This window comes from Janthinobacterium sp. 35 (assembly GCF_002754575.1).
Lineage (GTDB): Bacteria > Pseudomonadota > Gammaproteobacteria > Burkholderiales > Burkholderiaceae_D > Janthinobacterium > Janthinobacterium tructae.
In genome coordinates, this window is sequence record NZ_PEFN01000001.1 from 923,349 (window position 1) to 946,629 (window position 23,281).

Below are 23,281 nucleotides of genomic sequence, written 5' to 3' on the forward strand. Positions count from 1 at the left end.
CATGACAGCGCCCCTCCCTCCCCCACGCGGCCTGGTGCTGGTCGCCGACGACGATCCCGTGATGCGCTTGCTGATGCGGCAAATGCTCACCCAGGTAGGCCTGGACGTGATCGAAGCCGAAGACGGCGTGCAGGCGCTGGCCAGCTACAAGCACAGCGGGCCGGATCTGGTCATGCTCGACGTCGACATGCCGGCCCTGGACGGCTTTGCCGTATGCCGCGAAATCCGCCGCCAGGAAGTGGGCGGCACCGTGCCCATCATCATGGTCACGGGCGGCGACGAGCTGGAAGCGGTCACGCGCGCCTACGAGGTGGGCGCCACCGACTTCATTTCCAAGCCCATCAACTGGCCCATCCTCGGTCACCGCGTGCTGTACGTGCTGCGCGCCAGCGACGCCATCGCCCGCCTGCGCATCGCCGACGCGCACAACCGCGCCGTGCTGGCCGCCATCCCCGACACTTTCTTTCGCCTGAATCGCGAAGGCTTTTATCTCGACTATGAACAGGGGCACGACGCCAGCGCGGGCTTTTCCCTCAGCGACTGCGTGGGCAGCCATATCCGCGATGTGCTGCCGCCCGAAATCGCCGCGCGCCTGCTGGACCAGGCCCACGCCGTGCTGGCCACGCAGCATATCGGCTCGGTCGACTACACGCTCACGCACGAAGACAGCACGCGCCATTTCGAGGCGCGCCTGGTGGCGACAGGGGCTGACGAGGTGCTGGGCCTGGTGCGCGACATCAGCGAGCGCAAGCGCACGGAAGAGCAGATCCGCCGCCTCGCCTATTGCGACAGCCTGACGGGCATCCCCAACCGCCAAGCGTTCCTGGAAACGCTGGAGCGCGAACTGCTGCGCTCGAAAGAACACGACAAGAAATTCGCCGTGCTGTTCATGGACCTCGATGCCTTCAAGCGCATCAACGACACCCTGGGCCACGACGTGGGCGACCATTTGCTCAAGGTGGTGTCCGAGCGCCTGCGCGAAACCATCCGCCCCAGCGACCTGGTGCTGCGCGCCGAACACGAGTTTGAGGCCAGCTTCGGCGGCAGCAACCTGGCGCGCCTGGGCGGCGACGAATTCACGATCCTGATTCCCGACCTGGAGCGCGTGGAAGATGCGCTGAACGTGGCGCACCGGGTCAAGGAAGCCATGCGCCGGCCCTTCATGATCGAGGCGCACGAGATTTTTGTGACGGCCAGCATCGGCATTTCGCTGTATCCGGAAGATGGCGAGGACTGCAATTCTCTATTGAAATATGCAGACACGGCCATGTACCACGCGAAGAACTGCGGCAAGAACAATGCCAAGCTGTACAGCTCATCGCTGACGATGGAAATCATGAGCCACGTCAAGATGGAAGTGGGCTTGCGCAAAGCCTTGCAGAACAACGAGCTGTACCTGCTGTACCAGCCGCAGATCGATGTGCCCAGCACGCAGATCGTCGGCGTGGAAGCGCTGGTGCGCTGGCGCCATCCCGAGCGGGGCATCATTTCGCCCACGGAATTCATCCCGCTGGCCGAAGAGACGGGCCTGATCGTGCCCATCGGAGAATGGGTACTGCGCACGGCGTGCAACCAGGCCAAGGCCTGGCAAAGCGATGGCGGGCGCGCGATCCGCATGGCTGTGAACCTGTCGGCCAAGCAATTCAAGGATGAAAACCTGATGCAGATCGTGCTCTCGGCCCTGGCCGACACGGGCCTGGACGCGCGCCTGCTGGAACTGGAATTGACGGAAGGCACCTTGATGGACGATGCGCGCGCCACCATGGTGACGCTGGAGCAATTGCGCGGCATCGGCGTGTACCTGTCGATCGACGACTTCGGCACGGGATATTCTTCAATGAATTACTTGAAGCGCTTCGACGTGCGGGCCTTGAAGATCGACAAGAGCTTTATCGCCGGCTTGCCGCAGGATACGGAAAACGCGGCCATCACGCGCGCCATCATCGCCATGGCACATGGCTTGAAAATGGTGGTGGTGGCCGAGGGCGTGGAAACGGACGAGCAGTTGCTGATGCTGGAAGAATACGGCTGCGACATGGCGCAAGGCTATTTCCTGGGCCACCCGTCGCCGCACGACACGATCACGGCCATGCTGGCCAGGCAAGCGGGCCAGCTGGCCAGCCTGGAAACTAGAGCACTTCGAAGGCAAGGATTTGCGTGACTTGCTGGGCGTTGAAATTATCGTCGGAAATCATCACCAGGCTGCGGCGGCCGTTTTCCAGGCGCGGGCCCCAGCTGATGCCTTCGATATTGTCGATTCTTGCCAGGCCGATCTTTTCCAGGTCCAGCAGCAATCGCTTGCGCGCCGGCACGTACTTCGCGCCCGCCAACGCCGGCATGGCCTGGATATCGGTGGCGCCATCGGTGTCCATCGCGTAGATGCGCACGTGGTTCGAATACACGCCGTCCGCGTGTTCCACGCCGGCCCGCTCCACCACCAGCACCTGATGGTCGTTGACGGCAAGGATTTCCGACACGCCATTGTCCGCCTCGCGCCCCGGCGCGGGCCGCGAGGCCACGGCTTCAATCGGATACGCGTACTGGCGCAGCACGGTGCCAGCGCGGTCCAGGCGCGTGATGCGCACCACGGAGCCATTGTCGGGCGTGGCCAGCGGGCCATCCTGGTACAGGGCCGCTTCCATGCCCAGCCACAGGCTCTTGCCATCCGAGGAAAACGACAGTGCCTCGAAGCTCATGTTGTTGCGCGAGCCAATTTCTTCCTGCGAAACCTTGAACATGGCGGGCGTGGGCAAGGTAGCCAGGTAGTGGCCGCCGCTATCGGCGTGGCGCACAAACGGATGCAGACCCACCTTGCGGTTGCCTTCGCTGCCATACCACAGGCTGCCGTCCTGCGGATCGACGCGGATGGTCTCGATGTCGGGCACCTGCTCGCCCTGGTCCAGTTTTGCATGCGCCAGGTTCGGGTAGCGGCTGCCGTCAGGCTGCGTGAAGAAATGCACGCTGTTCAAGGTCACGCCCGTAAACGCCTTACTGTCGTAGGACAAGGCAGCGCGGTAGAAGCGGGCCGGATTGATTTCCGAGCGGTCATCGCTTTCCATCACCCAGCTCTTGTTGGCCGCATCGTAGTCGATGCCGGACAAGCCGCCCACCGTGGTGCCTTCGAACGCCTGTTTCAAGGCGATGCGCTGCTCGCCGATCAGGCGCAGGCCGGCAATCGGCGCGTCGTGCGGGAAGCTGGCGCAGGCGGAGAGGAGGATGGATACAGCCAGCGCGGGGATCAGGCGCGCGCGCAGGGCGCGGAGGGACGACTGCTTCACTCAATTCCTTTATGAAAACCAAAGGGCGGAATCCGGGGTCGGACCCTGAGGGTCCGACCCCAGTCCTTGCCTGGGGTTAAAATGATTTGCCAAGCTAAACCTACACCACCCCATCGGCCTTCAGTTGCGCGATGGCGGCCGCATCGTAGCCGAGCGACGCCAGCACTTCATCGTTGTGCTGGCCCAGAGTCGGCCCCAGCCACTGCGTCTTGCCCGGCGTGGCGGACAGTTTCGGGCTGATGGCAGGCAATTTGACGGGCGTGCCGTCGGCAAAATGGTGTTGTTCGAACATGTCGCGGGCGAGAAATTGCGGGTCGCTCAGCATATCGCGCACGGAGTAAATTTTGCCAGACGGCACATCGGCGGCCTTCAGCACGGCCAGCGCGCTGTCTATCGTGTGGGTGGCGCACCAGGCTTGGACGGCGTCGTCGATTTCCTGCGTGCGCGCCACTCGGCCATCGTTGCGCGCCAGCTGCGGGTCGCCCGCCATGTCGATGCGGCCCATGGCCAGCATCAAGCGCTTGAAGATTGCGTCACCGTTGCCGGCAATCACGATGTTTTCGCCGTCGCCCGTCGTGTACGTATTCGAGGGTACGATGCCGGGCAGGGAACCGCCCGTGCGCTCGCGCACCACGCCCGCCTGGTCGTATTCGGGCACCAGCGACTCCATCAGGTTGAACACGGATTCGTACAGGGCCACGTCGACCATCTGCCCTTCGCCGTGCTCGCGCCCACCGGTCACGTCGCGGTGGCGCAGCGCCATCATGGCGCCAATCACGCCATGCAGGGCCGCCACCGAGTCGCCGATCGACACGCCCACGCGCACGGGCGGACGGTCGGCAAAGCCGGACACATAGCGCAGGCCGCCCATCGATTCGCCGATGGCGCCGAAACCCGGTAAATCCTTCATCGGTCCCGTCTGGCCGAAACCGGACAGGCGCACCATGATCAGGGACGGCTTGATCTGCTTGAGCTGTTCGTAGCCGAGATCCCACTTTTCCAGCACGCCGGGGCGGTAGTTCTCGACGATGATGTCCGCTTCCAGGGCCAGCTGGTGCGCGATGGCGCGGCCCTCGGGCGTTTTCAGGTTCAGCGTCAGACTTTTCTTGTTGCGTGCCTGCACCGACCACCACAGCGAGGTGCCATCTTTCAGCACTCGCCAGGTACGGATGGGGTCGCCGCCATCGGGCGACTCGATCTTGATCACGTCGGCGCCGAATTCGGCCAGCATGCGGGAGCAGAACGGCCCCGCGATCAGGGTGCCCAGTTCCAGCACTTTAATGCCCGCCAAAGGACCAGCCGACGTTTTCTCTTGCATGATTTAGGTTGCCCTGCGGTCGAGCATCGCGCGGGCAATCGTGCCCGCGTCGACGTATTCCAGTTCGCCGCCCACGGGCACGCCGCGGGCCAGGCGGCTCACGCGCAAGCCCCGCGCCTTCAGCATTTCGCTGATGTAGTGGGCCGTCGCTTCGCCTTCATTCGTGAAATTGGTAGCCAGTACCACTTCACCGACCACGCCATCGTTGGCGCGGCCCAATAATTTTTCGAGGTGGATATCTTTCGGGCCGATGCCGTCCAGCGGAGAGAGTCGCCCCATGAGGACGAAATACAGGCCCTTGTAGGTGAGCGTTTGCTCGATCATCAGCTGGTCGGCAGGCGTTTCCACCACGCACAGCAAGCGCTTGTCGCGCTCTTCGTCGAGACAAGTCTCGCACACTTCATGTTCGGTAAAGGTATTGCACAGGCCGCAGTGATGCACGGCATCGACGGCCTGGAACAGGGCGCGCGACAGCATGGCCGCGCCTTCCCTATCGTGCTGCAACAAATGAAATGCCATCCGCTGCGCCGACTTGGGGCCGACGCCGGGCAGGCGCCGCAGCGCCTCGGTCAAAAATTCAAGCGACTTGGACATGGATCAACCCTGCCCCGTGCCACAGATCGAGCGCATGCGGGATTGCATCAGAATGGCATTTTGAAGCCGGCTGGCAAGTTCATGCCGCCGGTCAAGCCTGCCATTTTTTCCGCGGACGTCGCTTCCGCCTTGCGCACGGCGTCGTTGAAGGCGGCAGCCACCAGGTCTTCCAGCATGTCCTTGTCGTCAGCCAGCAGCGACGGGTCGATGGAAACGCGCTTGACGTCGTTCTTGCACGTCATGACGATTTTCACCAGGCCGGCGCCGGACTGGCCTTCCACTTCCACCAGCGCCAGTTGGTCCTGGGCCTTTTTCATGTTGTCTTGCATTGCTTGCGCCTGCTTCATCAGGCCAGCCAGTTGATTTTTCATCATGAGAATGCTCCGTTCAATTCAGTTGTGAGTGTGTTAATCATCAATGCAGGGTTGGCGCGGCAGAGCCGGCCGGTGCAGGGGTAATCGTTCCCGGCACGACAAAAGCGTCGAATGCACGCTTCATGTCGAGCACGAAGGGATCGCTGGCGATGGTTGCTTCCGCTTGCAGCTGGCACGCCTCGCGGTGCGCCTGCGCTTCCGCGCTGGCCGTGTACCAGACGGCGCCCAGTTCCGTGTCGACCGCGACCTTGCGGCCGAAGCGTTCGGTCAGCGCGGCCGCCAGTTTTTCCACGTTGGCCGGGCTGCGCCACGTGTCGATCGGCACGCGCAGGCGGAACGTGGTGCTGTGGCCATCGTGCAGGCATTCAATCAGCTCGGCCTGCACGGCCAGCTGCTGGGCCACGCCGCGCAAGGGCAACACGGCGGCGACGGCCGGCCAGTTGCCATCCCAGTCGAGGCCCGGCACGGGCGTGATCACGTACGGCCCACTGGGCGCGGCTTGCTTGGCGGCACGCTGCGGCATGACGACGGCGGGCTGCTCGGAACTTTGCGCGGCGGGCGCCGACACGGCGGCGGACGCGCTGTCGTCGGAAAATTCGGTGACCCACGGCGGCAAGTCGTCATCGGCGGGCGCCTGCTGTGGCGGCGCCTGGCGTGCCGGCTGCACGGGCGCGGGTGTAGCCACAGGAGCTTCCATCACGGCCACGGGCGGCGCATCGTCCCACGGCGCCGGCGCTTTCGCGGCGGCCGGTGGTGGCGGTGCAGCCTGGACCGGCGCGGCCGGCGCGGCGACGGCAGCCGCTGGAGCCGGTGCGGGAACAGCCGGCTTGGGTGCCGATGTCGGCGCCGACGGCGCGCTGCCCGGACGGCCTTTCGAGGCGGCACGGGCCGCTTCCAGCGCCGCATTGATGGCGGCGCGCGCGGAACTGATCGGCGCGCCCGAGGCTGCCGGGGCAGCCGGCGGCGGCGCGGGGGCGGCTACTGGTGCCGGCGCCGGTGCAGTTGCGCGTGGCGGCGGCGCTTCGCTGCGCGCCATGCTGGCGGCAGCGGCGGCGACGACGGCGGGCGGGGTCACGGTTGCATGGCTCGCCACGCTGTTGGTAGCGGCGCGGGAGGCCGGTGCGGATGCGCCAGCGGCGGCGCGCGCGGCGGCGACAGCAGCGGGACGGTTGCCCGTTGCAGCGGCCGGTGCTGCCGCCGGCACGCCATCGGCGCCGCCCATGCCAGGCCGAAAGGCCAGCATGCGCAGCAAGGTCATGGTAAAGCCCGCATATTCGTCGGGCGCCAGGCCCAGTTCATTGCGGCCATGCACGGCGATCTGGTAAAACAGCTGTACTTCTTCCGCGTCAAACGCGCCGGCCAGACGCACGATGTCCGCGTATTCCGGCAAATCCTGCGGCAAGGCGGCCGGCACGGTTTGCGCCAGCGCAATACGGTGCAGCAAAGTGCCCAGATCCTGCAGCGCGCCGTTATACGACAGGCTGCGCGAAGCCATCTCGTCGGCCACGGCCAGCAGATCGGCGCCGTCCTGCTGCGCCAGCGCGTCGAGCAGGCGCACCAGATACGACTGGTCGAGCGCACCCAGCATGCCTTGCACGGCGTCAAGCGTCACTGCGCCGGCCGCGTACGCGATGGCCTGGTCCGTCAGCGACAGCGCATCGCGCATGGAACCGTGGGCGCCCTGGGCCAGCAGGCGCAAGGCCGGCTGTTCGAAATCTATGCCTTCCTGTCCCAGGATATTGTCCAGGTGGCTGATGATGTGGCCGGGCGGCATCTGCTTGAGGTTGAACTGCAGGCAGCGCGACAGCACGGTCACGGGAATCTTTTGCGGGTCCGTCGTGGCCAGGATGAACTTGACGTGTTCGGGCGGCTCTTCCAGCGTTTTCAGCATGGAGTTGAAGGCGTGATTGGTCAGCATGTGCACCTCATCGATCATATAGACCTTGAAGCGCGCATTGCTTGGCGCGTAGACCGCCTGTTCCAGCAGCTGCGCCATTTCATCGACGCCGCGGTTCGATGCCGCATCCATCTCTATATAGTCGACAAAGCGTCCCGCATCGATCGCCGTGCACGCTTCGCACACGCCGCAAGGCTGGGCCGTGATGCCGCCCGTGCCATCGGGGCCGATGCAATTGAGCGACTTGGCCAGGATGCGCGACAGGGTCGTCTTGCCGACGCCGCGCGTGCCCGTGAACAGGTAGGCGTGATGCAATCGGCCGCTGTGCAAGGCATGCGTGAGCGCGCGCACGACGTGCTCCTGGCCGACGAGCGTCTCGAAATTCTTGGGGCGGTATTTACGGGCGAGGACTTGATAGGACATGCTGAGATTTTACCATGCGATTTTGCGGGTGATCCTGCGCGGCGGGCGCAAGCCTCATGGCCGGGCCATACACTATGGCAAACGCGGCAAAGCAGCAATTGTATAACATGGAGGGTGGCATTTCTGGAAAATCAGGCAAGCATGCGGACTGGCAAAACACAGTGCCGCAAAACAAAAAAGCCGCCAACGGCAGCTTTACTGTTTGTTTCCCGAAGGAGGCGAGCCTGATCTGCGGCACTCATGGTTAATAGCCGTGGCTGCTTCGTTCCCGACCTGACCAGGTTAGCCATGCCACGATGCGCAGGGGCCCGCCAGGGACAATTATAACCGACCTGCGCAAGATTGGGGAAGTTGGTGCGCGACCATGCTAACCCAAAGGCAAAATCTGGGGTCGTACCCTGAGGGTACGACCCCGGCATCTGCTCTTGGGCTGGCCTTACAAGCCCAGCTCTTGCCAGATACCATCCACCTTGGCCTTCACTTCCGGCGTCATGGCAATCGTCGTGCCCCACTCGCGCGTCGTTTCGCCCGGCCATTTATTCGTCGCATCGATGCCCATCTTGCTGCCCAGGCCACTGACGGGCGAAGCAAAGTCCAGGTAATCGATCGGTGTATTGTCGACCAGCGTGGTGTCGCGGATGGGGTCGACGCGCGTGGTGATGGCCCAGATGACCTCTTTCCAGTCGCGGATATTCACGTCTTCGTCGACCACCACGATGAACTTGGTATACATGAACTGGCGCAGGAAGCTCCACACGCCGAACATCACGCGCTTGGCGTGGCCCGCGTACTGCTTCTTGATCTGCACCACGGCCATGCGGTAGCTGCAGCCTTCGGGCGGCAGATAGAAATCCGTGATTTCGCTGAACTGCTTTTGCAGCAAGGGCACGAACACTTCGTTCAGGGCCAGGCCCAGCACGGCCGGCTCGTCGGGCGGCTTGCCCGTGTATGTGGAGTGGTAAATCGGGTCACGGCGCATGGTGATGCGGTCGATGGTAAACACGGGGAAACTGTCCTGCTCATTATAGTAGCCCGTGTGGTCGCCATACGGCCCTTCCAGCGCGTGTTCATAGCCGCTCGGATGGTTTTCATCCGGGTAGATATGGCCTTCAAGCACGATTTCGGCCGAGGCGGGCACGCGCAGCTCGCTGCCAATCGCTTTTACCAATTCGGTGCGGCTGCCGCGCAAGAGGCCGGCGAACTGGTATTCCGACAGGCTGTCCGGCACCGGCGTGACGGCCCCTAATATAGTAGCGGGATCGGCACCGAGCGCGACGGCGATCGGATACGGCTTGCCCTTGCTTTGAATCGCATGCTCGCGGAAGTCCAGCGCCCCGCCCCGGTGCGCCAGCCAGCGCATGATGACCTTGTTGCGTCCCAGTACTTGCTGACGATAGATGCCCAGGTTTTGCCGCTTCTTGTTCGGGCCCTTGGTGATCACCAGGCCCCAGGTGATCAGGGGCGCGATATCGCCGGGCCAGCAATGCTGGATGGGCAGGCGCGCCAGATCCACGTCATTGCCTTCCCAGACGATTTCCTGGCACTTCGCGCCGCGCAACTCTTTCGGCGACATGTCCCACACGGATTTCACCAGCGAACCGAGGCCCAGCAAGTCCTTGAAATCCTTTGGCGGTTCCGGCTCCTTCAGGCGCGCCAGCACATGGCCGATCTTGCGCAACTCGCTGACGTCTTCCGCGCCCATGCCCAGCGCCACGCGGCGCGTGGTGCCGAACAGATTGCCCAGCACCGGCATGTCGTATCCGGTCGGATTATTGAACAGCAAGGCCGGTCCGCCAGCGCGCAAGGTGCGGTCGCACACCTCCGTCATCTCCAAAATCGGCGAAATGGGGGTCGAAATAGGCTTAAGTTCACCCATTTGTTGCAGCTGAGAAATAAAATCTCGCAAATCTGAATATTTCATGTGTTTTTAATTTTTTTTGACGTCGGACGCCGTTGCTGAAGGATCTATGCCAAGTAATTGATTTTATTGGCTTTTGGCACAATGCAAGACAAAAAGTAAGACATAAAAGTAATAAAGAATCGATTCGTTAGTATTGACTTGATATAAAACGGCTTCTACAATTCGCCCAACTTGAAAGAGCACGCCGGCCCAGGGCTTGATTTTAGCGTTTCTCTTTCATTCACGGAGTCGGGGCTCCACATGACATTTTAAGGAGTGTTTTCAAAAGGCGTCTGCCTTACCCCCGGTAAAAGTTGTATTGCGACTGATCCAATACCAGCATGGGACCGATCAGCTCAAGCAAGCAATGACGGCGTTTCTCGCACGCATCCATACGCGGCGGAAACGATGATATTTCTGATGCACGGCATTGGCAGTACCCACAACACCGCGAAACCGCGGAGGGACTGCCTGTTGACGCGACATTTCGGGGAACTCTATGACTCATCGTAGCACTGAAGCAGCATTGCCTGCTTCAACCGTGGCTGGCCAGCCAGCGTTGGCGCGTTTGCGCGCCCGCGCACAAGCCATTTCGGCACGTGGTGTATTGACTACGGCGCAACACACACTGACAGTCTTCGGCATTTCCGCCCTGGCACTGATCGCCCTGCTGATGTTCCGCCCCGACTTGGGCAAGCAACTGACGCACAGCCTGTTTCCGCTGCCGATGGCAGAGGCGCAAGCCGTTGAAGCGCCGGCCCTGTCGGCACTGATGGAAGCGCCTGCTTCCGTGCAAATGGCCGCCGCCAACGAGGCACCATTGACCAAGGAAGAAAAAGCCTTGCTGGGCACGCAAAAGCAGCAGCAATGGGTCACCAACTGGCTCTCCAAGCGCTACCGCGTGGCCAACGATGCGACCAATATGCTGGTCTCGACGGCGTACCTGACGGCGCGCGAAATCAAGCTGGATCCGCTGCTGATCCTGGCCGTGATGGCCATCGAATCGGGCTTGAACCCGTTCGCGGAAAGCCCGGTCGGCGCACAAGGCTTGATGCAAGTCATGTCGAAAGTGCACCATGAGCGCTTCCAGGAAATGGGCGGCGTGCAAGCAGCCCTGAACCCGGTCGCCAACATCCGCGTCGGCTCGCTGATCCTGAAAGACTACGTCACGCGTGGCGGTTCCGTCGAAGCGGGCTTGAAAACCTATGTGGGCGCCGCCAACTTCGCCACCGACTCGGGCTACGGCTCGCGCGTGCTGGCCGAATACCGCCGCCTGAAGCAAGTATCGGCTGGTCAGCGCGTGCCGACCAGCACGCCGGTGATGGCATCGAACACGCCAGCGCCAGCCAAGGCGCCGGCAGCGGTAGCGGAAAGCGGCATCACCATCAAAGTATTGCCCCACAACGAGATCGCCGGCCTGTGACCCTTTAAAAGCCCTCACAGGGGCATCCAAAAAGCTGCACCCAATGAAAAAGCCACCGCACGCAAGTGCCGGTGGCTTTTTTGTTGCCCTGCGGCAGCGGCCGCAGGAACTACGCTCTATATTACTTGCGCTTGTTGGCGCCCACTTCTTCCTCGCGGAATTTCACTGCCAATTTATCCAGCACGCCGTTCACATACTTGTGGCCGTCGATACCGCCAAACGACTTGGCCAGTTCGACCGCTTCGTTGATGACGACGCGGTACGGGATTTCCATGTTGTTCTTCAGCTCGAACGCGCCGATCAGCAGGATGCCGTGTTCGATGGGCGATAGTTCCGCGATGTTGCGGTCGATCAAGGGTGCCATGCTGTCGCGCAGCGCCAGCGAATCCTTGATGGCGCCGTACAGCAGCACCGTGAAATGATCGCCATCGGCCTTGTCGAAACCATGCGCGGCGCGAATATTGTTCACGACGGTGGTCGCGTCTTCATTGTTCAGCAGCCACTGGTACAAGCCCTGCAGCGCAAACTCGCGCGCGCGGTGACGCGGCGTGCGGTTTTTGCTGGGATTGGCGAGCAAATTTTTCTCAGTCATGATTGTTACCTGTTCTTAAGTACGTGTTCACTACAAATTCCGGCGAGACAGCACGGCGCGCTTTTCAACGCGCCGCAGCCAACCGCGTGTCAGAACGTTCGAGAAAATGCTCAGAGCAAGGCGCGAGCCCGAAGACAGTACGAATGTACGGCGAGGGCTTGCAACGCAGCTATGGGCGTTTTATCGGACGTTCACTACACGGCTAGTCCTCCTCGGATTCTTGCAACTCTTCTAGCGCTTGCGCTAAATTAGCCATTTCCACTGCCACGCGTGCCGCTTCGGCTCCCTTGACCAGCATGCGCACTTCCGCCTGCTCGTCGTTTTCGGTCGTCAACACTGCGTTGGCGATGGGGATGCCGTAATCGAGACCGATGCGCGTGATGCCTGCGCCCGATTCGTTCGATACCAGCTCGAAGTGATAGGTTTCACCGCGAATCACGGCGCCCAGTGCGATCAGGGCGTCGAATTGCTCGGTTTCTGCCATTTTTTGCAGAATCAGTGGGATTTCCAGGGCGCCCGGCACGGTCACGTGCAGGATATCTTCATCGGCCACGCCCAGCTTGCTCAACTCTTCCAGGCATGCCGACAGCAAGCCACCACCGACGATTTCATTGAATCGTGCCTGGACGATACCGACGCGCAAACCTTCGCCGGCAAAATTGGTTTCATAAGTTCCTACGCTCATCATATGCCTCTTTATAAGTGATCAGCGGCGGCGCCGTGCGCCAGGCCGCTGAAGGTGATTAATTACTGCTGGCCAGGATGGCACTGAAAACCCGTGACTTCCAGGTCGAAACCGGCCATCGACGGCATCTTGCGGGGGCTGGCCAGCAATTGCATCTTGCTCACGCCCAGGTCGCGCAGGATTTGCGCGCCGATGCCATAGCTGCGCAAGTCCATGCTGGCGGCACGGCCTTTCGGCTTGGCTTGCGGCGTGTCCAGCGCGGCGAACTGGGCAAACAGCTCGCTGGAGGTCTCGCCGCAGTTCAGCAAGACCATCACGCCACGCTCGGACTGCTTGATGGCCGCCATCGAGGCCGCTACCGTCCACGAGTGGGTGGTCGCTTCGCTTTCCAGCACGTCCAGCAGGGAAACGGGCTGGTGCACGCGCACCAATGCTTCCAGGCCGGGCGCCAGGTCGCCATGCACGAGGGCCAGGTGGGCCGAGGCGCTGGGCTTGTCGCGGAATGCGATCAAACGGAATTCGCCGTGTGCCGTGTGCAGAGTGCGCTCGGCAACGCGCTCGACCAGGGACTCCGTCTGGCTGCGGTAATGGATCAGGTCGGCAATCGTGCCGATTTTCAGGCCATGCTGCTCGGCAAACACCAGCAAGTCAGGCAGGCGTGCCATGGTGCCGTCGTCCTTCATGATTTCGCAAATCACAGACGCGGGCGTCAGGCCGGCCATGGCCGTCAAGTCGCAACCGGCTTCCGTATGGCCTGCGCGCATCAGCACGCCGCCTTTTTGCGCTTTCAGCGGGAAGATATGGCCAGGCTGGACGATATCGCTGGGCTGCGTGCCCTTGGCCACGGCCACCTGGATGGTCTTGGCGCGGTCGGCGGCGGAAATGCCCGTCGTCACGCCTTCGGCCGCTTCGATGGAAACAGTAAAATTGGTGCCGTAGGCGGTGCCGTTGCGCGACGTCATCATCGACAGGTTCAGCTCGTCGCAACGCTCTTCCGTCAGGGTCAGGCAGACCAGGCCACGCGCATGCGTGATCATGAAATTGATGGCTTCAGGCGTCACGAAATCGGCGGCAAGCACCAGATCGCCTTCATTTTCCCGGTCTTCTTCATCGACCAGTATCACCATGCGGCCGGCGCGTAATTCAGCGACGATCTCTTCGGTGCTGGATATAGACATATTCATCCTCGTATGACGCCGGTCAAAACCTGCTGCGTGTCGGTTTTGCCAAGCGTTGTTATGTTAATGAAACTAAAAACTACAACATGGAGCGCGAATACTCCGCGGATTTCCGGGAATTTTCTTATAACCTGCTATTTTAATGGATTTAGCGCTTGCAGACCTGAAATAAGACAGCTTTGCGGCACGGATGCCGCAGCTTGCCTACAAAGCGCCGATTCCTCGATCCAGCGCACACGGAGGCGGCAAGACGCGCGCCGCCGGCCTTGCGAAGAGCATAAGATCAGCCGGTCACCGCCACGGCGCTGACACCCCACTCGCAGCGACACCTCACACAGGAGCGGCAACATGAAAACCAACGGATCGGCCATCTGGTCAGGCGGCATCAAGGACGGCAAGGGCGCCATCAGCACGCGCAGCGGCGCCTTGCAGGAATATCCCTACGGCTTTGCCAGCCGCTTCGAAGGCAAGCCCGGCACCAATCCCGAAGAATTGATCGGAGCCGCCCACGCGGGCTGCTTCACCATGGCCCTGTCGCTGATCCTCGGCGAAGCGGGCCTGACGGCGGAAAAGATGGAAACGACGGCCGAAGTGACTCTCGACAAGGTGGACGACGGCTTTGCCATCACGGCCGTCCACCTGACCCTGAAAGCAAAGATACCGGGCGCCGACCAGACTAAATTCGAGGAATTGACGGGCAAGGCCAAGGCCGGCTGCCCCGTGTCGAAGTTACTTAAAGCCAACATTACCCTGGACGCTACCCTGCTGCCTTAAATTTTCGTCACGGGCTTGACGGGCTCCACGGCAGCGACGGGCGCCACCAGCGGCAGGCGCGAGTCGCTGGCCGGCAATGGCCGGTTCATCAAACCCGGATTCAGCGCTGCATTGTTCAGGTTATACGCGGCGATGGCCGCCGCCACGGATGGGTCTTGCGACGAGGGCGGCGGCACGGCCATGCCCGCATTTTGCGCGGCCAGCGCTTGCGCCTGGGCATTTTGCTGGGCCAGCTGGGCTTGCGCCGTCGCCAGGCCCGCATCGGCTTGTACTTGTGCTTCGCCTGCCAGCGACTGAGCCCGGTCGGACGCCGCCCGTATCGCCCCCGCAGCCTCCTCCTGCTGCGCCTGCTGATCGGTATTCATGCGTTCGCTGTCGATGCGCCGGGCATCCACGCGCAGGCTGTCTGCCCGCTGCGCCTGCAGCAAGTCCGGCTCATCGATGGTGACGGCTGCCGGCGACGGAGGCCGCAATTCCTGCAAGTCCTGGTTCAACTCTTCCGTTTCCAGTTGCTGCTGCAGTTCCAGTTGCCGTTGTGCAATGGCAGCCGTTTGCGGCGGTGCCGCATCAACGGCCTGCGGCTGCGCGGCCTGCACGGCGCTGGACGGCAGTGCTGCACCCGCCAAATCCGCTTCGACCACGGCCGCCAGCGGCGCGCCCTGCTGCCGGACCAGCACGGCGCCCACCTGTACCAGCACGTCCGTTCCCTGTTGCAAGGCATCCAGGGTGGCGCTACTGTCGGCCGCATATGCGGCTTGCAAAGTTGCTGCGTCGACATCTTCATTGCGCAAATCGATGCCGATGCGGGCCAGTTGCGCTTGCGTGAGCAAGCCACCGTCCTGCGCCAGCGCGGCGGCCGCATCCGTGGTGCCATCGCCCGACAGCAAATCGTAGCGCTGCGCCAGGCTGCCCGGCGTGTCGCCCGCCGTCGCCAGCTGGCTGGCATCGATGCCGCTCGTTTGCAGCTGGGCGAACGATTCCGTCAGCTGTCGCGCCAGCGCCAGCAAGTCGTCATTGACATTCACGGGGGTATTTGCCGTGCCGGCCTGCTCTGCGACGCCCTGCAAGGCCAGCAGTTGCCGGCGCGACAAGGCCACGCCGGACAAGAACTGCCCCAACGGAGAGAGGTCGACCTGGGTCGATGACAGAGCGGCAAGGGCCGCCGCCGCGCTGGACGACGGCACGGGCAGCGCCGGCGCCAGCGGTGCCGTTGCGCCCACGCGGGGCGTCGCCGGTATGACATTGGGCACGGTTGCGCGCGAAATCGGGTCCATGGCTAGCCTCCACTGCAGAAAGCTTCATAGTATGCGCGTCTGCAAGAAAAGCAACACACGCTTGGCAAGATGCGAAGGCCGGCGGGGGTGTTGCTGTGTTCCGTTGCTGTGTTCAGTTCCGGTATTCAGTTCTTGTTTCAGGCGGCGGCCTTGTCCAGCGACAGCATGCGCTCGACATAGCGGGCGATCAGGTCGATTTCCAGGTTGACCTTGCCATCGACCGTCAGGTGCTTCAGGGTCGTCATGGCGATAGTGTGCGGAATCAGGTTGATCGAGAAGCGGCAGCCATTGACGGCACCCACGCCCAGGTCTTCCACGCGGTTGACGGTCAGGGACACGCCGTTGACGACGACGGAACCTTTGAAGGCCAGGTATTTCGCCAGTTCATGCGGCGCTTCGATGACCAGCTCCCACGATTCGCCCACGGCTTCGAATTTGCGCACGATGCCCAGGCCGTCGACGTGGCCGGACACCAGATGGCCACCCAGGCGCTCGGCCAGGGTCAGGGCTTTTTCCAGGTTCACTTCCGTGGTCGTATCGAGACCCACGGTGCAATTGAGGCTTTCGCGCGAGACATCGACGGCAAAGCCCGTGTCCGACTTTTCCACCACCGTCATACAAGCGCCATTGATGGCGATCGAATCGCCCAGGGCCACGTCGGCCAGCGGCAAGCCGCCCGCATGGATGGTCAGGCGCACGCCGGCATCGAGGCCGCCGTCGAGTGCTTGCACGGTTTCAATCTTGCCAATGGCGGCAACAATTCCTGTAAACATGGAGCTAACCTTATAAAAAGTGTGAGTGTATTAATTGCGCTGCGCGAATCTTGCAAGGATACGCAAATCCTCGCCCACTTGCTGAACCTGGTGAAACTGCAAAGTGCGCTGCTGTTTGAGATCCGTCAAGGCAGGCAAGGCAAACATGCCTTGCGCATCGCCCAGCAAGGTGGGCGCCAGGTAGACCAGCAGCTCGTCGACGCAGCCTTCGCGGATCAGCGAGCCGTTCAGTTTGGCGCCGGCCTCGACGTGGACTTCATTGATTTGCCGGCGTCCCAGTTCCAGCATCAGCGCGGCCAGGTCGACCTTGCCGTCCCCGTTCGGCAACACGATGACTTCCGCGCCCAGGGCATGCAGCTGCGCCTCTTTCTCGGGGTTGGCGACGGCCGCCACGATCCACGTGCCGCCGCCTTGCAAGATGCGCGCATCGAGGCTGATGTCGAGCCGGCTGTCGACGACGATGCGGCGCGGCTGGCGTGGCGTCTCGACGGCGCGCACGTTCAATTGCGGATCGTCCGCCTTGACCGTGCCGATGCCCGTCAGGATGGCACAGGCGCGCGCGCGCCAGGCATGGCCGTCGGCACGCGCCTCCGGTCCCGTGATCCACTGGCTTTGTCCATTGTGCAAGGCAGTCATGCCGTCCAGGCTGGCCGCCGTTTTCATGCGCACCCACGGCTTGCCGCGCTGCATGCGCGAAAAGAAGCCGATATTCATTTCATATGCCTCGTCAGCCAGCACGCCCGTGCTGACGGCGATGCCGGCCGCTTCCAGCTTGGCCAGCCCCTGCCCCGCCACCAGCGGATTCGGGTCCGTCATGGCGGCCACGACGCGCCCCAGCCCCGCGCGCACGAGCGCATCGGAACAGGGCGGCGTGCGGCCATGGTGGTTGCACGGCTCCAGCGTGACGTACGCAGTGGCGCCGCGCACGTCGTTGCCGCGCGCCGCCGCATTCGCCAGCGCTTGCACCTCGGCATGATCCTGCCCCGCCGCCTGCGTCACGCCAGCGCCGATCACCTGGCCATCCCGGACGATCACGCAGCCGATGCGGGGATTGGGCGAGGTCGTGTACAAGCCGCGCGCCGCCCATTCCAGCGCCAGGCGCATGCCATCGATATCGTTGAGTATTTCCACGGGCTTCTTTGATAGTGAGTAATAGATAAGTCGGGTTACGAACTGTCGGCCACGCCGCTACAATTGGTCGCCTGCTGCTGCGGATCGCACACGCGCACCCGGCCCAGCATATTGATTTTAATATGCCGCACCTGCGTTCCCAAATTCAGGGACAAGGTACCCCAGCGCGCCGCCAGGCTATTGGTCGCGCTGCAACTGCGTCCTGCGCCATTGTAGGCGATATAAAACGGCGCCGTGGCCGAGGAAAACGCAAACTGGGCCGCAATGCCCGCCGGCAGCGGTCCCTGGCGCAACAGCAATTCGTCGCCGTCATCGAACGCCAGGTTGGCATTGCGGTCGATGAATGCCAGCCAGCCCGTGCCCCAGTCCGTGCCACCAGGCCCGGCCGGCATCAGCAGCACGCGCTGTCCCCGCGCCATCGCCTGCGCCCGCGTCAATTCGATGGCCGAGAACAAGTCCGTGGCCGCCGCGCGCACCTGCTGGCGCGCCAGCAACTGCTGCAGGCTGGGCATGGCGGCGGCCGTCAGCAGCGCGGCGATTGCCAGCACGGCCAGCAATTCGAGCAAGGTGTGCCCTGTCCGGCGCGGGTGCTTGCGCGTGCTCATGACTTAGGGCCAGCAACGGCTGGCGGGGCCGCTGCTGCCGCGCTGGCCCGTGCTGCTCAAGGACAGGACACCACAATCGGCATCCTGGAATTGCGCATCGACCTTGGACGTGCCCGGCATGGCCCGCAACAGCACGCATTGCCCTATCGCCATACCGGGACAGGCCAGCGCCTCGATTTCATACGCGCTGGCAACCGGCCCTTCGCCGGACCACCACGGAAACGCTTGCACCTGCGGCGCCGGCGAGGCCGAGGAAAAAGCCAGGTAATGATTGTTTTGCGAATAATAACGTTCCTGCTGCTGCATCAGCCGCAGCAGGGTCGCCTGCCCCTGCACCCGCTTGGCGCGCACGACATGGCCGTGATAAGCGGGTACGGCCAGCGCCAGCAGCAGGCTCATGATCGCCAGCACGGACAGCAGTTCGATCAGGCTGAAGCCCGGCGCGTTGGCAGCAGAAGCGCCACCGTTTGCGGCGACCCAATTCCGGCTTGCCACTTCCATGCGACCTCCCCTCTTCCCAAAAAAGCGCCAGCCGATACGATGCGCATGCCATGCCCACGCCTATTTCTTCTTGGCCGCCTCGTGCAATTCGCGCCAGTTCGCCACTTCGCGCCAGCTCAGGCGCCGCGCTGGCAGCGGCGCGCTGACGACCTTGAGCACCGTCCCGCTGGCCGCACCGGGCAAGCCAGGTTGCAGCACGGCCAATTCCTTGCGCCCCTCGGCCCGCCCTGCCGCCGTCGCGGCGCCCACCGTGCTGTTCAACTCCAGCGTCAGCGGCGGCGCGCGCGCCAGGCCATCGAACAAGCGCCCCGTCTGCGCGCCCGCCTGCACGACGCCGGCACCATCGGCGGCAAAGCCGCTCAGCACATCAAGCACGTACAGGCGTGTGGCCGGCTTGCTGCAGGGATCGCGCCCGGGAAGGACGGTATTGAACAGCACCTTGCCGGCGGCCAGCACGGGACTATTGATGCTGCGTTCGCCCGTCTGCGCCGTATGGAGAAAATCGAGGTACCAGCCGCGCATGGCCTCGCTGCCCGTATAGCGCAGCTCCGCGCCGTCGACGCGCACGCCGCCCACCGCCTCGCCCAAGCTGCGCGGCTCCAGGTCGGCCCGGCTGCGCGTGGGGGATGTTTCCCGCAAATCATCGTGCACGGCATAAAACGACTGGGACAGAAAGGCGGCAGGCCAGGTATCGGCCGTTTCGACCAGCTTGCCCGTGCCGAACAGCAGCACATAGCCGCCACCGGGCGCGTACGCCACGCTCGGTTGCTGCGTCACGGGCTGGCGCCGCCCCTGCGCGTCGCGCGCGACAAAGACCAGCTTGCGCCCCTGGCCCTCCTTCCACGGCGGCCCGCCGGCCATGCCGAGACGCCAGATATTGCCCTGCAAATCGCCCGCATACAGATACGCCAGTGCGCCATCGCCGCCCGGCACCACGGCGGGCGGCCCCAGCGCGTGGAGGGCGGCATCGGCGTCCTCATCAGTTTCGTGGCCACCGCCACCGCTGGCCACGGGCACCTTGAGCCGGAAGTAATTACTTCCCAACAGCCAGGGTGTGCCAGGCGCCTTGTCCAGCGCCAGCAGGAACATGGCGGCGGCCGCTGCGGGCGCCGTCGTCTCCTTGCCGTCATTCACATGGTTGTTGTAGCCGCTGGCAACGATGGCAAAATCGCGGTAGGCCACAGCGCCCTCCTTGCCGCCCATGTTGATGCGGGCGAAGGATGGCGGGGCGCGCACGTTGCCCATCAGCCTGTCGTCGCGATCGGTAAACTCCCACAGCGCCCCGTCCTGCGCGAAGCGCGCCGGGTCGGTGATGTCGAGCGCAAACACGCCCTGCGCCCCGCCACCCATGGCCGACACCAACACCGTCTTCCAGCGTCCCAGCGCCAGCACTTCCGCCGTGGCCGCCGCGCCATCGAGCAGCGGGCCAGGGCTGTAGTGAGTGCTCGCAGCGTCTGCCGCCGCGTGCAGCAGCGCCTGCGGCAGATAGGCAAACACTTCGCTGCCCGTGCGCGCATCAAAGGCGTGCAGCAAGCCATCGTTGGCGCCCACATACAACATTCTGCGCCGCTGCAGCAGCGCCTGGCGGTGCAAGCCATAACCGGTGCCCGGCATGCCCAGCCGCGGCGCACCCACGTACAGCAGATTGCCGTAGGGTGCCGCCCCCAGGCTGCCTGACCTGCGCCGCAGGAAGCCGCCCGGCTGGCCCACCTCGTGCGTGCGCTGGCCCAGCAGGTACGCCAGGCGCACCTCCCCTTGTCCATCGCCGCCGTTGAAGGCACTGCGCTGCTCCGCATCGAGCCGCGTCCAGGCCAGCGGCATCAGGGCGCCCTTCGCGTCGAGCGTGTAGACGGGACGCAAGGACGCGGGCGTTCCATCCGGTGCCACCTTGTCCAGCCCGCCGGCGCGCCACCATGGCTTGCCGGGAAGCAGTGCGCCATCGGCGCCCACGGCAAACGCGGTGCGCGACAAACTCATGCTGCCATCGGCCAGGCGCAGCTGCGTCTGGAACCAGTATGCCTCTTCCGTGCCGCTGGCCAGCGCCATCAGGGCCGGCCCGGCAAGCGCCGCCGGCAAGGTAGCCTTGTCGGCGGCAGCAAAGGCTGCGCGCAGTCCCGCGATCAGGGCAGCCGGGTCGCTGCCGGGCAAGTAATGGGCGGGCCAGCGGCCATCCACGCTCCACTCCTCCAGCGCGCTGCCCGTTGCACTCTTGAACGGGTTGGCGTCGCCATTCGCATCGATAAAACCGCCATATTTGGCCGCCAGCAACAAGGGCCTAGTGGCAGGAGAGGCAGCCGGGTCGCCCTGGCGCAAGTCGCCCGCATAGTGCTCGACCTTTGCGACGCTGTCGTTCTTGCCGCCAGGACGCAGTGGCTGCACATGCGACCAGTAGGCCAGCCCTGCCGCATGGTAGCTGGCACCGCCCGCCCCGTCGGACAGCCATTCCAGCGCCGCCAGGTCGGGCCGTGGCGCGGGATTGCCGGGCGTGCCGCCGCTTTCCAGGCTGCCCACCGCGTGCGTCCAGGCCATCGCATCAAATGGCGGCGACGCAAAACCATCGGCGGCGCGGACAAGGTCGCCGTTGGATGCGGGAGTTAGTGGGACATTGCCGGGCACGTAGCGGTCGCCCTCCATGCCCGCATCGCCGAGGCTGACGATGCTGTGGCGCTGGCAACTGGCCGTTTGCGGGTCGCTCCATGCGGTCACGACCGGCAAGCCATCGTCGATGGCGGGCGGGGCCGTGGCAGGCGGCACCGGGGCGCTCGCCTGCCTTCCCTGCAGGTAGCGCAGCGATTCGTACAGCAATTCGGCCAGCGGCGCCGCCCTGGCGTACGCACCGGGATGTCCGGCGTTGCTGCGGCCCAGGCCATTGATGTAAGCGGTCACCCCGCCGCCAGAGCCCGCAGCTTGAGAGCTATAGACGCCAGTGGCTCGATTCCATTCGGCGTCGGCATTGTCTTGCGGCATATAGTCGGGCGCCGCCCAGCGCTGCCGTCCCACATGGGCCAGCGGCGCGCGCAGCACGCCGCCATACACGGTGCCGGCGCTGGCGCTCACGCCGTTCAAGTGACCAAACACGCCCACGCGCACCCTGCCGCCATGGCGCTGCACGGCGCCCACCGGCTTGTAGTGCTTGCCATATGCCAGGCATAAATCGTCGCGCAGCGGCCCTTCTTGCGTGTCGCAGACGCGCACGCGGGCGAGGAACACACCGTGCGTGGCGGCAGTGCCGGGCGCGTTGCAACTGCCGCCCGGGGGCAAGCTGGCGTCGCCGAACAGCAGGCGGTTGCGGCAGGAAACGATAGCCAGTTGCGCCAGCGCAAACGGCGTCGCCGCCGCCACGCCAGCCTGCAAGACCTTGCGCGGGAAAAAGACAGGGTGGGCAAAGAAGTCGATGGGGCTGTCGGCATCGGGCAGCCAGGCACGCTGCAGCACCGTCTTGCGCACTTCGTCGATGACCCGGTCGCCGCCCGTCAGCGCATAGCGGACGATATCGAGCATGCTGGCGCTGGCCCAGTTCAGAAAGTTGCCACTGAAACTATCGCCGCCGCAGCCGTGCAGCGCATCGGCCCGTTTCAACACGGAGAAATAAGCGGTCGCCACGCGCAAATCGGGCTGCATGACGCCATCCTTGCTGCGGTACGGATAGCTGTAGCACATGCGCGCATGGAAGTACCCCAGGTACTCGCGCTGCGGCGCATAGTCGCCGCCATGTGCGGCAGCGGCTGCCGCATGCGTGAGGGACAGGTTGAGCAGCAGATTCGGCGGCACCCTGGCGCCGTGCAAGCCCGCGTCGGCCCGCGCCAGCGCCACCGTCGGCTGGGCCGCGACGGCACCACAAGCCAGGCAAGCCAGCAGCGTCAGGCAGACGGACCACAAAGCGAATGAGCAAGCCCTCATGGCCCCGCTCCCGCCGCCTCTTTGCGATAGTAGCTTTGCAGCACGACTTGCGTGCTTTCCTGCGCGCCAAAACCGATGGCCGTGATGCGGTACACATAGCTTTCCGTGGCCAGTCCGCCAGCCACTGCCGCCGCCTGCGCGCCGGGCGGGTGGAACGGCAGCAGTTCGATCAGGTAGCGGGGCCGGCGCGATGGCAGGAAACCCTGCCCCGTCTGCATGACGGCGCCCGTGAACTGGCCATATGGCACCGTGCGGCTGCTCCCTTCGGCGCCATCGAGGTCCGTACTTAGCCAGAGCGCCGGCGCCTCCGGCGCTGCGGGCAGGCACAGGCCCAGTGCGCCTGCCTCGCCACAGCCGTCCGCGAACCCGGCCGCGCTGCCTGGTGCGAAGAGGCTGCTACGCCCCGGCGCGCCGGGCAAGCCTTCGATATCGTTTTGCGCATCCACCAATGCCTCCTCCGCCGCCTGAAACGCGATCTGCCGGTCGCGCTCGCCACGTGCCGCCTTTTCGCCCTGCAAGGCCATCTGCGCCGCCGATATGCCCAGCAGCAAGATGATCACCAGCAGGCACAGCACATACACGAGGGTGGCGCCACCATGACGTACACGAGCTGCGCACCAAGGTTCGCAACAGCGCCCGCTCGCGCCCGCCATCGCGCCGC

The 23,281-nt window shown here is 64.0% G+C and carries 19 protein-coding genes and 1 other RNA gene; 3 read left to right on the top strand and 17 right to left on the bottom strand.

Features of this window, described 5'->3' with window-relative positions; all coding sequences use genetic code 11:
- The first annotated feature begins 1 nt into the window (after position 1).
- Complete coding sequence (locus CLU93_RS04140; protein ID WP_099760109.1) at positions 2-2,161, top strand: putative bifunctional diguanylate cyclase/phosphodiesterase; 2,160 nt, start codon at positions 2-4, stop codon at positions 2,159-2,161.
- Here CLU93_RS04140 and CLU93_RS04145 read toward each other — a convergent pair.
- The 7 genes from CLU93_RS04145 to ubiD all read right to left on the bottom strand — a co-directional run bounded on the left by CLU93_RS04145 (position 2,130) and on the right by ubiD (position 9,805).
- Positions 2,130-3,278 (bottom strand): esterase-like activity of phytase family protein, encoded by a 1,149-nt coding sequence (locus CLU93_RS04145; protein WP_099760110.1) that lies wholly within the window; start codon positions 3,276-3,278, stop codon positions 2,130-2,132. The genes CLU93_RS04140 and CLU93_RS04145 overlap by 32 nt on opposite strands.
- A 100-nt stretch (positions 3,279-3,378) precedes the next feature.
- Complete coding sequence (locus CLU93_RS04150) at positions 3,379-4,596, bottom strand: CaiB/BaiF CoA transferase family protein (RefSeq protein WP_099760111.1); 1,218 nt, start codon at positions 4,594-4,596, stop codon at positions 3,379-3,381.
- A gap of 3 nt (positions 4,597-4,599) precedes the next feature.
- Complete coding sequence (recR, locus tag CLU93_RS04155) at positions 4,600-5,190, bottom strand: recombination mediator RecR (protein WP_071078710.1); 591 nt, start codon at positions 5,188-5,190, stop codon at positions 4,600-4,602.
- A gap of 47 nt (positions 5,191-5,237) precedes the next feature.
- Positions 5,238-5,564 (bottom strand): YbaB/EbfC family nucleoid-associated protein, encoded by a 327-nt coding sequence (locus CLU93_RS04160; protein ID WP_010396201.1) that lies wholly within the window; start codon positions 5,562-5,564, stop codon positions 5,238-5,240.
- A 40-nt stretch (positions 5,565-5,604) separates the two neighbouring features.
- On the bottom strand, positions 5,605-7,884 hold the full coding sequence (locus CLU93_RS04165) for a DNA polymerase III subunit gamma/tau (RefSeq protein WP_099760112.1): 2,280 nt from the start codon (positions 7,882-7,884) through the stop codon (positions 5,605-5,607).
- Positions 7,885-8,098: 214 nt separating this feature from the next.
- Positions 8,099-8,197: signal recognition particle sRNA small type (gene ffs / locus CLU93_RS04170), an RNA gene on the bottom strand.
- Between the two features lie 123 nt (positions 8,198-8,320).
- The gene (gene ubiD / locus CLU93_RS04175) at positions 8,321-9,805 is read right to left on the bottom strand and encodes a 4-hydroxy-3-polyprenylbenzoate decarboxylase (RefSeq protein WP_099380300.1); all 1,485 of its coding nucleotides are present in this window, start codon (positions 9,803-9,805) and stop codon (positions 8,321-8,323) included.
- A gap of 478 nt (positions 9,806-10,283) precedes the next feature.
- Here ubiD and CLU93_RS04180 point away from each other — a divergent pair, with 478 nt between their 5' ends.
- On the top strand, positions 10,284-11,207 hold the full coding sequence (locus CLU93_RS04180; RefSeq protein ID WP_165829343.1) for a lytic transglycosylase domain-containing protein: 924 nt from the start codon (positions 10,284-10,286) through the stop codon (positions 11,205-11,207).
- 121 nt (positions 11,208-11,328) lie between these two features.
- Here the strand turns inward: CLU93_RS04180 and nusB are convergent, their stop codons facing one another.
- The 3 genes from nusB to ribBA form a co-directional block, all read right to left on the bottom strand.
- Positions 11,329-11,799, bottom strand: a complete 471-nt coding sequence (gene nusB, locus CLU93_RS04185) for a transcription antitermination factor NusB (RefSeq protein WP_071078713.1) — start codon at positions 11,797-11,799, stop codon at positions 11,329-11,331.
- A gap of 202 nt (positions 11,800-12,001) precedes the next feature.
- A complete protein-coding gene (gene ribH, locus CLU93_RS04190) occupies positions 12,002-12,484 on the bottom strand; it encodes a 6,7-dimethyl-8-ribityllumazine synthase (RefSeq protein WP_099760114.1) in 483 nt (160 codons plus the stop codon).
- A 62-nt stretch (positions 12,485-12,546) separates the two neighbouring features.
- Positions 12,547-13,662: a bifunctional 3,4-dihydroxy-2-butanone-4-phosphate synthase/GTP cyclohydrolase II gene (gene ribBA / locus CLU93_RS04195; RefSeq protein WP_071078715.1), complete on the bottom strand. Its 1,116-nt coding sequence runs from the start codon at positions 13,660-13,662 to the stop codon at positions 12,547-12,549.
- Between the two features lie 348 nt (positions 13,663-14,010).
- Between ribBA and CLU93_RS04200 the strand changes: the two genes are divergently transcribed.
- On the top strand, positions 14,011-14,436 hold the full coding sequence (locus CLU93_RS04200) for an OsmC family protein (protein ID WP_099760115.1): 426 nt from the start codon (positions 14,011-14,013) through the stop codon (positions 14,434-14,436).
- On the opposite strand, the gene CLU93_RS04205 is transcribed toward CLU93_RS04200, so the two are convergent.
- The 7 genes from CLU93_RS04205 to CLU93_RS04235 all read right to left on the bottom strand — a co-directional run bounded on the left by CLU93_RS04205 (position 14,433) and on the right by CLU93_RS04235 (position 23,273).
- Positions 14,433-15,710, bottom strand: coding sequence for a hypothetical protein (locus tag CLU93_RS04205; protein WP_099760116.1), 1,278 nt, complete (start codon positions 15,708-15,710; stop codon positions 14,433-14,435). The two genes, CLU93_RS04200 and CLU93_RS04205, sit on opposite strands and share 4 nt — an antisense overlap.
- Positions 15,711-15,847: 137 nt before the next feature.
- On the bottom strand, positions 15,848-16,483 hold the full coding sequence (locus CLU93_RS04210; protein ID WP_099760117.1) for a riboflavin synthase: 636 nt from the start codon (positions 16,481-16,483) through the stop codon (positions 15,848-15,850).
- Positions 16,484-16,513: 30 nt separating this feature from the next.
- Positions 16,514-17,587: a bifunctional diaminohydroxyphosphoribosylaminopyrimidine deaminase/5-amino-6-(5-phosphoribosylamino)uracil reductase RibD gene (ribD, locus tag CLU93_RS04215; protein WP_180287974.1), complete on the bottom strand. Its 1,074-nt coding sequence runs from the start codon at positions 17,585-17,587 to the stop codon at positions 16,514-16,516.
- Between the two features lie 62 nt (positions 17,588-17,649).
- Positions 17,650-18,219, bottom strand: coding sequence for a GspH/FimT family protein (locus CLU93_RS04220; protein ID WP_099760119.1), 570 nt, complete (start codon positions 18,217-18,219; stop codon positions 17,650-17,652).
- A gap of 3 nt (positions 18,220-18,222) precedes the next feature.
- Positions 18,223-18,720 carry a type IV pilin protein gene (locus CLU93_RS04225; RefSeq protein ID WP_099760120.1) on the bottom strand — a complete coding sequence of 166 codons (498 nt, stop codon included), beginning with the start codon at positions 18,718-18,720 and terminating at the stop codon, positions 18,223-18,225.
- A 60-nt stretch (positions 18,721-18,780) separates the two neighbouring features.
- Positions 18,781-22,620 (bottom strand): pilus assembly protein, encoded by a 3,840-nt coding sequence (locus CLU93_RS04230; RefSeq protein WP_099760121.1) that lies wholly within the window; start codon positions 22,618-22,620, stop codon positions 18,781-18,783.
- On the bottom strand, positions 22,617-23,273 hold the full coding sequence (locus tag CLU93_RS04235) for a pilus assembly PilX family protein (RefSeq protein ID WP_257224876.1): 657 nt from the start codon (positions 23,271-23,273) through the stop codon (positions 22,617-22,619). Before CLU93_RS04235 ends, CLU93_RS04230 begins: the two co-directional genes overlap by 4 nt.
- Positions 23,274-23,281: the final 8 nt, after the last annotated feature.

Coding starts and splice junctions, on each gene's coding strand:
- CLU93_RS04140 (WP_099760109.1), top strand. CDS start 2: ATGACAGCGCCCCTCCCTCCCCCACGCGGCCTGGTGCTGGTCGCCGAC.
- CLU93_RS04150 (WP_099760111.1), bottom strand. CDS start 4,596: ATGCAAGAGAAAACGTCGGCTGGTCCTTTGGCGGGCATTAAAGTGCTG.
- recR (WP_071078710.1), bottom strand. CDS start 5,190: ATGTCCAAGTCGCTTGAATTTTTGACCGAGGCGCTGCGGCGCCTGCCC.
- CLU93_RS04160 (WP_010396201.1), bottom strand. CDS start 5,564: ATGATGAAAAATCAACTGGCTGGCCTGATGAAGCAGGCGCAAGCAATG.
- CLU93_RS04165 (WP_099760112.1), bottom strand. CDS start 7,884: ATGTCCTATCAAGTCCTCGCCCGTAAATACCGCCCCAAGAATTTCGAG.
- ubiD (WP_099380300.1), bottom strand. CDS start 9,805: ATGAAATATTCAGATTTGCGAGATTTTATTTCTCAGCTGCAACAAATG.
- CLU93_RS04180 (WP_165829343.1), top strand. CDS start 10,284: ATGACTCATCGTAGCACTGAAGCAGCATTGCCTGCTTCAACCGTGGCT.
- nusB (WP_071078713.1), bottom strand. CDS start 11,799: ATGACTGAGAAAAATTTGCTCGCCAATCCCAGCAAAAACCGCACGCCG.
- ribH (WP_099760114.1), bottom strand. CDS start 12,484: ATGAGCGTAGGAACTTATGAAACCAATTTTGCCGGCGAAGGTTTGCGC.
- ribBA (WP_071078715.1), bottom strand. CDS start 13,662: ATGTCTATATCCAGCACCGAAGAGATCGTCGCTGAATTACGCGCCGGC.
- CLU93_RS04200 (WP_099760115.1), top strand. CDS start 14,011: ATGAAAACCAACGGATCGGCCATCTGGTCAGGCGGCATCAAGGACGGC.
- CLU93_RS04205 (WP_099760116.1), bottom strand. CDS start 15,710: ATGGACCCGATTTCGCGCGCAACCGTGCCCAATGTCATACCGGCGACG.
- CLU93_RS04210 (WP_099760117.1), bottom strand. CDS start 16,483: ATGTTTACAGGAATTGTTGCCGCCATTGGCAAGATTGAAACCGTGCAA.
- ribD (WP_180287974.1), bottom strand. CDS start 17,587: ATGCGCCTGGCGCTGGAATGGGCGGCGCGCGGCTTGTACACGACCTCG.
- CLU93_RS04220 (WP_099760119.1), bottom strand. CDS start 18,219: ATGAGCACGCGCAAGCACCCGCGCCGGACAGGGCACACCTTGCTCGAA.
- CLU93_RS04225 (WP_099760120.1), bottom strand. CDS start 18,720: ATGGAAGTGGCAAGCCGGAATTGGGTCGCCGCAAACGGTGGCGCTTCT.
- CLU93_RS04230 (WP_099760121.1), bottom strand. CDS start 22,620: ATGAGGGCTTGCTCATTCGCTTTGTGGTCCGTCTGCCTGACGCTGCTG.
- CLU93_RS04235 (WP_257224876.1), bottom strand. CDS start 23,273: ATGGCGGGCGCGAGCGGGCGCTGTTGCGAACCTTGGTGCGCAGCTCGT.